This window comes from Cupriavidus sp. 291-E7, assembly GCF_057798835.1.
This window is the reverse complement of record NZ_JBYOJV010000017.1, coordinates 59,800-71,334: the sequence shown is the minus strand read 5'-3', so window position 1 is coordinate 71,334 and position 11,535 is coordinate 59,800. Positions and strand designations below refer to the sequence as shown.

Here is an 11,535-nt window from a genome sequence, read left to right as displayed (position 1 = left end):
TCGGATGCGCGCCATATTCCGCTCCTCATCAACTTCGCGCTGCGCCGCCAGGCATGCTCACGCCGTTTCCCGAGGCGCGAGCAAATCCCCCATGCCCACCCGGTGCAGCATTTCGGCCCGCACGCGATCGAGTACGGCAAAGCCCACGTCGGCGCCATCCTGCGATGGATCGATATGCACGCGGAACGGACGCTTGCCGAATGGGGCATCCACGACCTTGACGATCTCTTCCGCAACCTGCCCGGCGTCGGCATCGGGTGGCACGATGGCGCCGAATGCCTGCTGGATCTGGTCGCCAAATCCCGCATAGGGACCGTTTTCATACTCGGCCGCCCGCGCCGCATCGGCCGGCGTGCCGGTGTGCGCGAAATGGTTGGTGCCGCTGGTGAATGCGCCGGGCACGATGATCGATGTCTCGATGCCCCAGCGTGACAGCTCGCGCGCATATTGCACGGCAATGGCGTCCATCGCGGCCTTGGCGGCGAAGTAGGGCGCCAGATAGGGTGGCGTGCCGCCCGCCGAACTGCTGCTCGATACCCAGACCAGCAAGCCTTGCCCCTGCTTGCGCAGGATCGGCAGCGCGGCGCGATTCACGCGCTGTGTGCCCAGCACGTTCACGTCGTAGAGATGCGCGTACTGCTCCGGCGTGAACGCTTCCGCAGGGCCGAACACCATATGCCCGGCGTTATGGACCAGCACATCGATCCGTCCCGCTTCATCGATGACCTGCGCCACGGCGGCATCGACCGATGGCTGCGACTGGACGTCAAGCTCCACGGTGCGCAGGTCGGCGTTGCGGGTGCGCGCGAACGCCGCCATTTCCGCCACCACCGGCGCATTGCGCCCGGAGATATTGCGCATCGACGCATAGACCGTATGCCCGGAAGTGGCGAGTGCTTCGGCGGTGAGGCGCCCGAATCCGCTGGAGGCGCCGGTGACGAGAATAACCTTGCCCATGATTGGCTCCTTGTGCGAGACGGGTTTCAGATGATGCCGCCGTTGACGCGCAGCGTCTGGCCGTTGACCCAGGCACCATCGGCGCCGGCGAAGAAAGCCACGGCGTTGGCGATGTCCTCGGGCTTGCCCAGTCGCTCCAGCGGGGCCATCTTGGCCATCCTCTCGATCAGCTCCGGCGACTTGCCGTCGAGGAACAGTTCGGTGGCGGTGGGTCCGGGGGCTACCGAATTGACGGTGATATTGCGGCCCCGCAGTTCTTTCATCAGCACGTGGGTCATCGCCTCCACGGCGGCCTTCGACGCCGAATAGACGCCGTACGTCGGCATCAGCAGCCCGACCAGGCTCGACGACAGATTGATGATGCGGCCGCCATCGCGCAGGCGGCGGGACGCTTCGCGCAGGGTGTTGAACGTCCCCTTGACGTTGATGTTCATCATGCTGTCGAACAGCGCGTCATCGCTTTCCGCCAGCGTGGCCAGCTTCATGACGCCGGCGTTGTTCACCAGCACGTCCACGCCGCCAAACGCAGACTCCGCGGCGGCAAACATGCGGGCAACGGCGGCGGCGTCGCTGACATCGGCCTGGTGCGTCAGTGCGCGGCCGCCGGCGGCTTCGATCCCGGCCGCCACGGCTTCCGCGTCGCGGGCGTTGCCGGCGTAGTTGACGACGATGGTGAATCCATCGGCAGCGAGGCGCCGGGCGATTGCGGCGCCAATGCCGCGCGAGGCGCCGGTCACGATGGCAACAGGGTTCGATTGGGTGGTGGTCATGTCAGGCTCCGGTTGGTCACTTCGGGTTGGGTGAACCGCGTTGCGCCGCGGTGTGACTGAACTATGCGCGATCGCCTCGATTGGATAATCGGTCTAGAATTGCCAGCACTTGTTCTGCCAGGGAAACAATCCCGCCAGAATGAGCGCCAAACGGCACAGGGGAGGGGGAGATGGATCGATTCGACGCGATGCGGCTCTATACGCGCGTGGTGGAGCGCCGCAGCTTCACGCTGGCGGCCAATGACATGGAAGTGCCGCGTTCGACCGTGACGAAGGTGATTGCCGACCTGGAGAAGCGCCTGGGCGTTCGGTTGCTGCAACGCACCACGCGCGTCGTGCGGCCGACGCTGGATGGGGAGGCGTACTACCGGCGCTGCCTGCGCATCCTCGACGATATCGAGGACGCCGAAGGCGGCTTCAGCGGTGCCGAGCCGCGCGGCATGCTGCGGATCGAAGTCCAGGGCACGCTGGCCCGCCATTTTCTGATGCCCGGTTTTCCCGATTTTCTGGCGCGCTACCCGCAGCTTCAGATCACGATGAGCGAAGGCGACCGCTGGGTTGACCTCGTGCAGGAAGGCGTGGACTGCGTGCTCCGCTACGGCAAGCTGCCCGACAGCGAACTTGTGGCCCGGCAAGTGGCGATGCTTGAGCGGCTGACCTGCGCCACGCCCGGATACCTGGAGCGCTTTGGCACCCCGGCCGATCTCGAATCACTCGAAGGCCATCGGATGGTGGCCATCCGCCAGATGAGTACGGGCAATGTCACGCCGTTGGAATTCGAGGTGGGCGATGCCCTGAAATCCGTTTCGCTGCCATGCCCGCTGGCCGTGACCGGTACCGAGAGCTACCTGGCCGGCATCGAGCTGGGACTCGGCATGGCGCAGGTGCCGCGCTTTCATATCGTCGAACAACTCAAGCGCGGCTCGCTCGTGGAAATCCTGCGCGACACACCGCCGCCGTCGCAGCCGGTATCGCTGCTCTATCCACGATCCCGGCAATTGTCGCCACGTGTGAGGGCGTTTCTGGACTGGGCAACCGCGGAGTTTGCGGGAAGCAGGTTGCTGGGTTGATTTGGCGAGGCCGCTGCCGCGTGCCATGTCTCGCCTTGATTGCCATTTTTGATATATTCGTCGGACTTTCCGCCAACCGATGAACGTCGCCATCCAACTGGATCATGGAACCGTCCGCAAATGTCCGGCCAGCACCGCCCGCCAGGGTTCATATTCTGCTGGCACGCGACGCGCACACTGCGGTGATTATTCGTCGCGGCCCCACTCGGTGGACGGCGTTGATTGGCTGGGACAGAAGGCGTGACACTTTCGAAATCGGACAGTGGTTCCAGGGGCGGATCTTCGATCGCCGCTCCGATTTGTCACCCGATGGCAGGTTCCTGATCTATTTCGCACTGAACGGCAAGTGGGCGTCGGAAGCGCGTGGCGCGTATACAGCCGTGTCGCGCGCCCCCTATCTGAAGGCCGAAACCCTGCTGGCGAAAGGCGACACGTGGCACGGCGGGGGCTTGTTCGTAACGGATGGCGAATACTGGCTCAATGATGGATATGGGCACACGGTGGTCCGAAACCAGTCGCAGGCCAGACGCGTGAAGGACTATCCGTGGCCCGAATATCCGCCGATCGGGCACAGTGAATTCTACGAAGTCCGCCTGCAGCGCGATGGCTGGAAGCGCATGAATGAAGGATGGACCGGCAAAGGCGCGACCGTTGACTTCGAGAAGCCCGTCGGACTGCGCTGGGTCTTACGCAAACGGCTCACCTGGAGCCGGGAACGCCACGAACTCACGCACGTCGGCACCGGGCGTTCGATTGCGCAGCCAACCTGGCAATGGGCGGACGTCGACGGCAAGCGCCTGGTGTGGGTGGAGGCCGGAAAACTCTACGCGGCTACGCTGGACGCCGCCGGACTGCGCGATGTGCGGCTACTGCACGATCTGAATCCATACCAGTTCGAGCCACTGGTTGCGCCATATTGAATTCGGCGGCGCAAACACGAAACCTGAGGAAAATTGGGGGTATCCGCATGTCGACTACCACGCTGCTGTATGCCGTTGCAGCGGTCGCATCGATCGCGCTGATCGCGCTGACAGGCGGGCGGTTGCCCGATTCCTACCATCGGCGGAAGTGCCAAGGCACGGCATGGCGGCGCGCGTTTCCCGCTGCGCCAAAGTCCGAGATCCGGGGATTTCTGTCGACATTCGTCGACGCCTTCGCGTTGCGCGACAAGGACAAGCTGAAGCTTCGGCCCGACGACGACATCCTATCGATCTATCGGGCTTTTTACCCCTACCCGTGGATGGCCGATTCCCTTGAATTGGAAACCTTGGCAAAACACATGAAATCCAGATACAGCGTTGATCTGGCGAGCCTGTGGAGCGATGACATGACCCTCGGTCAACTCTTCGCACAGACCCGCCAACCTGCATAGCGGCCTGGCCGCCAGCGCATCAGCCCAGTTTCGCGCGCCATCCACCCAACTGGTCCAGCGCTTCCTTCAATTCTTGTTCCAAGACCGCGACCAACTCGCCAGCCGGCATCGACCTGGCCAGCGGTGCGGCCTGACCGGCCCATTGAGCCGCGTATTCGCTGACGCCCTTGGCCTTGGCTGCCGCGTGCAGTGCCTTGCCGGCGTCGTACGTGACCGGGTAATCGGGAATGGCGGGTGCCCCGGCTGCGATGCCAAGCCTGGTGAAGTGGCTGGTGAAACCACGCGCCGCGCGGCCGGAGATTGCCCGCGTCAGCGTGGTCGGGCGCGTTTCGGCCGCCGTCAGGTTGGCGCGATAGGCGGCATCGGCCGCGGATTCATTGGTGGCGACGAACGCGGTGCCAAGCTGAGCCGCGGCGGCGCCCAGCGCCAGTGCGGCAGCAATGCCCGCGCCATCCATGATCCCGCCTGTGGCGATGACTGGCAGGCCGGTGCGTGCCGCCAGCACGCGCACCAGGGCAAACGTCCCCAGTCCCTCGTCTTCCGCTTCGGTATCGAAGGCTCCACGGTGGCCGCCGGCCTCGATGCCTTGCGCGACGATTGCATCGATGCCCGCCGCTTCAATCTGGCGGCCTTCCTGCAGCGTTGTGGCGCTGGCCAGCAGCACGATGCCGGCGGCGTGCAAGGCGTCGATCCATTCCTGCGCGGGCAGTCCGAAATGGAAACTCACCACGGCCGGCTTTTCTTCCAGCAGCATCTGGTACATCGCGTCGTCGACCACAAAGCTCTTGTAGATCTCGCGCAGGCTGCCCGGCGGCGTTGCGCCAAATTCGGCAAACGTCGACGCCAGGTATGACAGCCAGGCGGACTCGCGTTCGGCATCCGGCTTAGCGGGCGGGTGGCAGAACAGGTTGATATTGAACGGCTTCGACGTCAGTGCGCGGGTTTCGCGGATGACCTTGCGCGCGCCTTCGGCATCCATTGCGCCGACGCCAAGCGAGCCAAGGCCGCCGGCTTCGGAGACCGCCGCGGCCATGCCAGGCGTACTGACGCCGGCCATCGGCGCCTGGATGATCGGCAGGCGAAGGCCCAGGCGGGACAGCAGATTGTGAGACGGGGTTGGACGAGCGGCGGTGTTCATGGCGGAAATCCTTGTGAAGCGGACTAGCTGCGACGCAGTTCCTGCTGGAATGCCTCGTAGGCGGAGGTGGTAAAGCCGGAGCGTTGGATCAGGAACGTATGAACCTTCCGGATGGGGACGGTTTGAAGTTCAGTCACGTCGCCCTGCATGGCCAGCAGCGAGCGCGGCACGATGGCGACGGCAGACCCTGCCGTAACCTGGGCCAGGATGGCGTGATAAGAGGGCAGTTCGATGACGTTCAGATGCCGGCGCACGTCATCGCCGGCCTGTTCCAGCCAGTCTTCGGCACAGCGGCGGTAGGTGCAGCCGCGCGAGAAAGCGGCCAGTTGGCGCAGGGTCACGTCTTCAGGGCGGCGCACTTTAGGATGGGTGGCCGGCAACACCAGCACCAGTTCTTCGGTCTTCAGGAAGGTGCCTTCCAGACCGTCGCCCAGCTCGGCGACATCGATGTCGCGGGGCGTGCCGATACCAGGGTGCGCCACGATGGCGCAATCGAGCCGGCGCTCCAGCACTGCATCGGCCAGCGCCTGGGACGTACCGGTGGTCAGGTCCAGTTCCACTTCGGGCCATGTGGCATGAAAGCGGCCGAGCGGCCTGGGCAGCAAAGTGGCGGCGGTGCTCTCCATCGACCCCACACGCAGCCGGCCGCTCGGCGCATCGGCACGCATCGACTGCCGGGCTTCTTCGGCCAGCGCCAGCAACTGATCGGCATAGCCCAGCAGCCGTTGCCCGGCCGGGGTCAGGATCATCTGCTTGTTCGCGCGCTGGAACAGGGCCACGCCCAGGCTTTCTTCAAGTTGCTTGACGCGCGTGGTGACGTTGGACTGCACACGCTCCAGCGATTTGGCGGCGCGTGTGATGCTCTGCTCGCGCGCGACGGCCCGGAAAATCTCGAGTTCAGCCAGTTCCACGCTGTTCGACGACACAAGCGATGTGTCGTTCTCCATTAGAGAATGAAAGTGGAACTAGTATTGTAATTCGAGAATAAAAAGTCAAGCGTCCGGACGCCGGCGGGTCAGTCCTTGTCAGCGGTGTGACGGATCAGGTTGTCGCGCAGGTCGACTACCGATTGCTGCAGGTGCGCGAACTCGGTGGTCGTCAAGCCGCATGCCTGGAACAGGTCCGCGTCGAAGGCCTTTTCGCGCAGCTTGCGGCCGGCATCGGTCAGGCTCAGTACCACCTGCCGTTCGTCCGCCGCGTTGCGAGTGCGAATTATGTATCCCATTGTCTCGAGCTTCTTGAGCATCGGCGTGAGGGTGTTCGACTCCAGGAACAGCTTCTCGCCCAGCCCGCTGACCGTCTGCTGGTCTTCTTCCCAAAGCGCGATGATCACGATGTATTGCGTATAGGTCAGCCCAAGTTCCTGCAGGATCGGCTTGTAGGCCTTGCCGAAGGCGAGGTTGGCCGAATAGACAGCGAAGCAGAGGAAGTCGGCAAGCCGGGGAACTTCCGGGGCAGGCGTGGTTTTTCGTTTCATGGCGTCCATTGTGTCGGCGTGTATCCCGCATACATTATAGCTACATCGCGCGCGATTCAATCGGATAGTATGCATCGCATCCGATAGGAACGGATACGAATTTGGTCCATGAAGTTCCCCTCGGATCGATTTTGCAAGTCTTCCCTTCCATTCCGATTTCTTTCAGGAGTTCACAATGAATCGCTCCCACGCGCTGCTGGCAGCCACGCTGGCCCTTTCGATCAATGCCGCGGCGACTGCCGCCCACGCCGCCGAGCAGGCCCCGGCGATGGAGAAATGCTACGGCGTGTCGCTGGCAGGCAAGAACGACTGTTCCGCCGGACCGGGTACCAGCTGTGCCGCGACGTCCAAAGCCGACTATCAGGGCAATGCCTGGGTGATGGTCAAGAAAGGCACCTGCACCCAGATCCAGACGCCCAAGGGCCACGGCACGCTGGAGCCGCAACAGTGAGGCCACATGCCGATTCACGGCATGACGGCGCCGGCTTGATGCAACGGCTGCTGCCGCCTTCGGCGCTGCTGCTGGTGGCACGGCTTGGTGTTGCGTCGGTGTTCTTCCTATCTGGCCGTACCAAGGTGGAAGGGCTGCTGACGATCAAGGCGTCGACCTATGCGCTGTTTGCCTCCGAATACGCGTTGCCGCTGATTTCACCCGACCTGGCGGCGGTGCTGGCCACGTGGGCGGAGCATCTGTTCCCGGTCCTGCTCGTGCTGGGCCTGGGCACACGGATCGGCGCGGCGGCGTTGCTGGCGATGACGGCCGTGATCGAGATTTTTGTCTATCCCGATGCCTGGCCCACGCACCTGACCTGGGCAGGACTGCTGTTGCCGCTGCTGGCCTACGGCGGTGGACGCTGGTCGCTGGACGGCCTGTTGCGCCCCCGGCACCTGCACGCCCCGATTTCCAAACCTTTGACTCACTTCTGAACACGAATCATGCGATCGATTCCAATGCTCGCCGCTGCGGTGGCGCTGGCCGTACCCGCGCTCGCGCCGGCAGCCACGCCCGCTGCACCTGCCGCGCCGCCCGGCGCGAAACATGTCGTGCTGGTGCACGACGCCTTTGTCGACGGCTCCGGCTGGCGCGTGGTGCACGACATCCTGATCCACAAGGGCTACGACGTCAGCGTCGTGCAACTCGCCCACAACACGCTCGGTGAAGACGTAACCGTCGTGCGAGAGCGCGTCAGCCTGCAGCCGGGTCCGGTGGTGCTGGTAGGCCACGGCTACGGCGGCACCGTCATCACGGAAGCCGGCGCCCGCAGCAAGGTCAAGGCGCTGGTCTACGTGGCCGGCTTGGTGCCCGATGTGGGCGAAGGCGTGAACCAGCTCAACGCTTCGATGAAGCCCGCGGCCAGCAGCGTGCGGTCCACGCGCGACGGTCATCTGTATATCGACCCGGCCAAGTTCAATGCCGACTACGCCGCCGATATCAAGACCAACCGCACCGATTTCATGGCCGCTTCGCAGGTGCCGGTGGCCAGCAGCGTGTTCGCGGGCAATGTCTGGACCGCCGCGTGGCGTGACCGTCCCAGCTACGGCATCGTCGCCACCGACGACCGCATCCTGAATCCGGAGCTTCAGCGCTGGATGTACAAGCGTGCGGGTGCCAAGGTCACCGAAATCAAGGCCAGTCACGCCGTCAATGTTTCACAACCCGAAGCCGTCGCGCAGGTGATTGAAGACGCCGCGCGCAATGTGCAGTAACCCGGCGCTATCGCCAACACACCAAAGGAGTTTCACCATGACCAAGACTTCACGCGCCACGCTGGCTACCGCCGCGGCATTCGTTGCCCTGACTTCGCTTGCCTCATTCGCCGCGCCGGCACATGCGGCCGGCAACGACGAGCCGGGCCGCTGTTACGGCGTCAATTCGTGCAAGGGCACGAGCCTGTGCGCCACGGCCAGCAACGATTGCGCCGGTCTGAACGAGTGCAAGGGCAAGGGCGTGCTGGTCAAGCCCGCTTCCGTCTGCCTGAAGGAAGGCGGCACGCTGACCGAGCCGAAGTAAGACGTGATCGAGGGGGCGGATGTCCGTCCCCTCCCAGACCAATCATCGAAGCGGACGCACCATGCCAGCACTTGCCCAGCCATTCTCCGGCTACGGCCTCGGCCTGCGGAAGGAACATTATTCGGACTTCCTCGAAACCGACGTTCCGGTGGACTTTGTCGAAGTCATCTCCGAGAACTTCATGGTCGACGGCGGCCGTCCACGCCATATCCTGCGGCAGGTGCGCACGCGCTATCCCGTGGTGCTGCACGGCGTTTCGATGTCGATTGGCTCCGCCGATGGGCTGGACCAGGACTATCTGCGCCGGCTTAAAACACTGGTCCACGAGGTGGAACCACTGTTCGTGTCGGATCACCTGAGCTGGTCGCGCATCGGGCAGTTCAATTCACACGACCTGCTGCCCATGCCGTACACGGAAGAGGCGCTCGATATCGTCTGCGCCAATATCGACCACGCGCAGGACACGCTTGGCCGCGCCATGCTTTTCGAAAATCCGTCGAGCTACATCGCGCTGGCGGGTGCGAGCATGACCGAGTGGGAATTCCTGGCGGCGATGTGCCAGCGCACCGGCTGCGGCCTGCTGCTGGACGTCAACAACGTTTATGTGAGCGCGACAAACCACGGGTTTGACGCCCATGCATTCATCGACAGTGTTCCCGCCGCCCATGTGCGCCAGATTCACCTGGCCGGCCATAGCCAGGGCGCGGCGCTGCTGATCGATACCCACGACAGCGCGGTCTGCGACCCAGTGTGGCAGCTCTATGCGCGGGCGCGCGCACGACTGGGCAACGTGGCAACGATGATCGAACGCGACGGCAATATCCCGCCGTTGCCGGAACTGCTGGATGAACTGGCGATTGCCCGCGACATCGGCGCAGCGCAAGACAACCTGGGAGCGGCGGCATGAATCTGGCCTCGATGCAGCAGGATTTCCGTCTCTGGCTGACGGCGGCCGCGCCCGATGCGGTAGACCGCTTTGGCACCCAGGCGGCGCCAGGGCTGGCCGTATACCAGAACAACTACCGGGCGCAGTTGCTGGACTGTCTTCAGGTGTCGTTTCCGCGCGTGCGCGAGTGGATGGGCGACGAAGCGTTCGTGTCCGCTGCCGCGGATCATATCGATAGCCGTCCGCCCCATGCCTTCACGCTCGACGCCTATGCCGATAATTTTGGCGACACACTGGTCCGCCTGTATCCGCACAACCCCGACCTGCACGAGCTGGCCTGGATCGAGCACGCTTTGTCATGGGCATTCGTCGCCGCCGACGCCACGCCATTGACCGCAGCGGCGCTGGCGGACGTTGACTGGGACGCCGCACACATGGTGCTGGTGCCGTCATTCACGATACGCACGGCTGCCACCAACGCCTTCGACATCTGGAACGCGCTCGACGACGGCACGGAAGTGCCGCGTGGCGAGATCCGGGAAGCCACTGCCGGGTTGGTTGTCTGGCGTCGCCAATTCATGTGCGTGGTCCGGCAGGTTGACGCCATCGAGCGTGACGCGCTCATGCACGTGGCCGGCAATGGCAGTTTCAGCGCGCTGTGCGCGCATCTGGTGGAGCAGCTTGGCGAAGGCGAAGGTATCGCGCGCGCCGGTGCATTGCTGGCGAACTGGATCGGCAGCGATCTGCTTGCGGACATCGTCAGCGCAGCGCCCCAGCCAATCAAGGCGTACGAGAGCAATAGAGCAAAAGAGTAATGGAGTAACAGATGGCCGATATCAACACATCCCGCAGGAAATTCCTGCTTACAGGCACCGCCGGAGCCGGTCTGGTGGCAGCGTCACAGGTCTTTGCGGCCCCGGCGGACGCTGGAGCGCCGCGAACCATGCCCGTGCGCCAGGTTCGCACCGACCTGCTCGACATCGGCTATCACCAGGATGGCCCCGACAACGGCCGCCCGGTGATTCTGCTGCATGGTTTTCCGTACGACATTCATAGCTATGTCGACGTGGCGCCGCTGCTGGCCAGCCGAGGCTACCGCGTGATCGTGCCGCATCTGCGCGGCCACGGCACCACGCGGTTTCGGGATGACGCCACGCCCCGGGCCGGGCAGCAGGCCGCCATTGGTGAAGACGTGATCGCGCTGATGGACGCGCTGCATATCCCCGAGGCGGTGCTCGCCGGTTATGACTGGGGTGGACGTGCGGCCTGCGTGGTGGCAGCGATCAAGCCGTCGCGCTGCGTTGGACTGGTTCCCGTCAACAGCTACCTGATCCAGGACATCGCGCATGCAGCGTCGCCAATCGCGGCGCCGGTCGAGCACGGTCTCTGGTATCAGTATTACTTCCAGACCGAGCGTGGCCGCGCTGGGCTGCAGGCCAATCGCCGCGATATCGCGCGGATTCTCTGGCGGAACAACTCGCCCACCTGGCAGTTCGATGACGCCACATTCACGCGCGCGGCGCAGGCGTTCGACAATCCGGACTACGTTGATGTCGTGATCCATTCGTACCGGCATCGGCTGGGCCTGGCGCCGGGTTTCCCGTTGCATGAAGCCACCGAGAAGAAGCTCGCGGCGCTGCCGCCGATCACGGTACCGACGATCACGCTCGATGGCACCGCCGATGGCGTGGTGCCCGCCACCGACGGCAAGGCGCAGGCGGCCCGCTTCACCGGACAGCGCAGCCATCGCCAGATTCCGGGCGTCGGCCACAACCTCCCGCAAGAAGCGCCCGAAGCATTCGCCGATGCGGTAGCCGAACTCGTACGCGCGGGTAAATGGCGTACCTGAGCTCG

At 64.1% G+C, this 11,535-nt stretch carries 15 protein-coding genes; 10 read left to right on the top strand and 5 right to left on the bottom strand.

Annotated elements, in window-relative coordinates:
* Window positions 1-57: 57 nt before the first annotated feature.
* Window positions 58-957: an SDR family oxidoreductase gene (locus tag AC3FLX_RS25490; RefSeq protein WP_488700113.1), complete on the bottom strand. Its 900-nt coding sequence runs from the start codon at window positions 955-957 to the stop codon at window positions 58-60.
* Between the two features lie 26 nt (window positions 958-983).
* A complete protein-coding gene (locus tag AC3FLX_RS25485) occupies window positions 984-1,727 on the bottom strand; it encodes an SDR family oxidoreductase (RefSeq protein WP_488700112.1) in 744 nt (247 codons plus the stop codon).
* A 170-nt stretch (window positions 1,728-1,897) separates the two neighbouring features.
* On the opposite strand from AC3FLX_RS25485, the gene AC3FLX_RS25480 reads away from it, so the two are divergent.
* The 3 genes from AC3FLX_RS25480 (at window position 1,898) to AC3FLX_RS25470 (ending at window position 4,169) form a co-directional block, all read left to right on the top strand.
* Window positions 1,898-2,797 carry a LysR family transcriptional regulator gene (locus AC3FLX_RS25480; protein ID WP_488700111.1) on the top strand — a complete coding sequence of 300 codons (900 nt, stop codon included), beginning with the start codon at window positions 1,898-1,900 and terminating at the stop codon, window positions 2,795-2,797.
* A gap of 104 nt (window positions 2,798-2,901) precedes the next feature.
* Window positions 2,902-3,717: a hypothetical protein gene (locus AC3FLX_RS25475; protein ID WP_488700109.1), complete on the top strand. Its 816-nt coding sequence runs from the start codon at window positions 2,902-2,904 to the stop codon at window positions 3,715-3,717.
* A gap of 47 nt (window positions 3,718-3,764) precedes the next feature.
* The gene (locus AC3FLX_RS25470) at window positions 3,765-4,169 is read left to right on the top strand and encodes a hypothetical protein (protein ID WP_488700108.1); all 405 of its coding nucleotides are present in this window, start codon (window positions 3,765-3,767) and stop codon (window positions 4,167-4,169) included.
* 19 nt (window positions 4,170-4,188) lie between these two features.
* Here AC3FLX_RS25470 and AC3FLX_RS25465 read toward each other — a convergent pair whose 3' ends face one another.
* The 3 genes from AC3FLX_RS25465 to AC3FLX_RS25455 form a co-directional block, all read right to left on the bottom strand.
* Window positions 4,189-5,307 carry an NAD(P)H-dependent flavin oxidoreductase gene (locus AC3FLX_RS25465; RefSeq protein WP_488700107.1) on the bottom strand — a complete coding sequence of 373 codons (1,119 nt, stop codon included), beginning with the start codon at window positions 5,305-5,307 and terminating at the stop codon, window positions 4,189-4,191.
* Between the two features lie 23 nt (window positions 5,308-5,330).
* On the bottom strand, window positions 5,331-6,218 hold the full coding sequence (locus tag AC3FLX_RS25460; protein ID WP_488700186.1) for a LysR substrate-binding domain-containing protein: 888 nt from the start codon (window positions 6,216-6,218) through the stop codon (window positions 5,331-5,333).
* Window positions 6,219-6,322: 104 nt separating this feature from the next.
* Complete coding sequence (locus tag AC3FLX_RS25455; RefSeq protein ID WP_488700106.1) at window positions 6,323-6,784, bottom strand: MarR family winged helix-turn-helix transcriptional regulator; 462 nt, start codon at window positions 6,782-6,784, stop codon at window positions 6,323-6,325.
* Between the two features lie 175 nt (window positions 6,785-6,959).
* Between AC3FLX_RS25455 and AC3FLX_RS25450 the strand changes: the two genes are divergently transcribed.
* From AC3FLX_RS25450 to AC3FLX_RS25420, 7 genes are all read left to right on the top strand, one after another.
* Window positions 6,960-7,235, top strand: coding sequence for a BufA1 family periplasmic bufferin-type metallophore (locus AC3FLX_RS25450; protein WP_488700105.1), 276 nt, complete (start codon window positions 6,960-6,962; stop codon window positions 7,233-7,235).
* 38 nt (window positions 7,236-7,273) lie between these two features.
* On the top strand, window positions 7,274-7,711 hold the full coding sequence (locus AC3FLX_RS25445) for a DoxX family protein (protein WP_488700104.1): 438 nt from the start codon (window positions 7,274-7,276) through the stop codon (window positions 7,709-7,711).
* A 9-nt stretch (window positions 7,712-7,720) separates the two neighbouring features.
* The gene (locus AC3FLX_RS25440) at window positions 7,721-8,491 is read left to right on the top strand and encodes an alpha/beta fold hydrolase (protein ID WP_488700103.1); all 771 of its coding nucleotides are present in this window, start codon (window positions 7,721-7,723) and stop codon (window positions 8,489-8,491) included.
* Between the two features lie 37 nt (window positions 8,492-8,528).
* Window positions 8,529-8,795: a BufA2 family periplasmic bufferin-type metallophore gene (gene bufA2 / locus AC3FLX_RS25435; RefSeq protein WP_488700102.1), complete on the top strand. Its 267-nt coding sequence runs from the start codon at window positions 8,529-8,531 to the stop codon at window positions 8,793-8,795.
* A 61-nt stretch (window positions 8,796-8,856) separates the two neighbouring features.
* Window positions 8,857-9,702 (top strand): MNIO family bufferin maturase, encoded by an 846-nt coding sequence (gene bufB, locus AC3FLX_RS25430; RefSeq protein ID WP_488700101.1) that lies wholly within the window; start codon window positions 8,857-8,859, stop codon window positions 9,700-9,702.
* Entirely contained in the window at window positions 9,699-10,496 is a 798-nt protein-coding gene (locus tag AC3FLX_RS25425) for an HvfC/BufC family peptide modification chaperone (protein ID WP_488700100.1), read from the top strand. Before bufB ends, AC3FLX_RS25425 begins: the two co-directional genes overlap by 4 nt.
* Window positions 10,497-10,507: 11 nt before the next feature.
* Window positions 10,508-11,530 (top strand): alpha/beta fold hydrolase, encoded by a 1,023-nt coding sequence (locus AC3FLX_RS25420; protein ID WP_488700099.1) that lies wholly within the window; start codon window positions 10,508-10,510, stop codon window positions 11,528-11,530.
* Window positions 11,531-11,535 lie beyond the last annotated feature (5 nt).

Coding starts and splice junctions, on each gene's coding strand:
- AC3FLX_RS25490 (WP_488700113.1), bottom strand. CDS start 957: ATGGGCAAGGTTATTCTCGTCACCGGCGCCTCCAGCGGATTCGGGCGC.
- AC3FLX_RS25485 (WP_488700112.1), bottom strand. CDS start 1,727: ATGACCACCACCCAATCGAACCCTGTTGCCATCGTGACCGGCGCCTCG.
- AC3FLX_RS25480 (WP_488700111.1), top strand. CDS start 1,898: ATGGATCGATTCGACGCGATGCGGCTCTATACGCGCGTGGTGGAGCGC.
- AC3FLX_RS25475 (WP_488700109.1), top strand. CDS start 2,902: ATGGAACCGTCCGCAAATGTCCGGCCAGCACCGCCCGCCAGGGTTCAT.
- AC3FLX_RS25470 (WP_488700108.1), top strand. CDS start 3,765: ATGTCGACTACCACGCTGCTGTATGCCGTTGCAGCGGTCGCATCGATC.
- AC3FLX_RS25465 (WP_488700107.1), bottom strand. CDS start 5,307: ATGAACACCGCCGCTCGTCCAACCCCGTCTCACAATCTGCTGTCCCGC.
- AC3FLX_RS25455 (WP_488700106.1), bottom strand. CDS start 6,784: ATGAAACGAAAAACCACGCCTGCCCCGGAAGTTCCCCGGCTTGCCGAC.
- AC3FLX_RS25450 (WP_488700105.1), top strand. CDS start 6,960: ATGAATCGCTCCCACGCGCTGCTGGCAGCCACGCTGGCCCTTTCGATC.
- AC3FLX_RS25445 (WP_488700104.1), top strand. CDS start 7,274: ATGCAACGGCTGCTGCCGCCTTCGGCGCTGCTGCTGGTGGCACGGCTT.
- AC3FLX_RS25440 (WP_488700103.1), top strand. CDS start 7,721: ATGCGATCGATTCCAATGCTCGCCGCTGCGGTGGCGCTGGCCGTACCC.
- bufA2 (WP_488700102.1), top strand. CDS start 8,529: ATGACCAAGACTTCACGCGCCACGCTGGCTACCGCCGCGGCATTCGTT.
- bufB (WP_488700101.1), top strand. CDS start 8,857: ATGCCAGCACTTGCCCAGCCATTCTCCGGCTACGGCCTCGGCCTGCGG.
- AC3FLX_RS25425 (WP_488700100.1), top strand. CDS start 9,699: ATGAATCTGGCCTCGATGCAGCAGGATTTCCGTCTCTGGCTGACGGCG.
- AC3FLX_RS25420 (WP_488700099.1), top strand. CDS start 10,508: ATGGCCGATATCAACACATCCCGCAGGAAATTCCTGCTTACAGGCACC.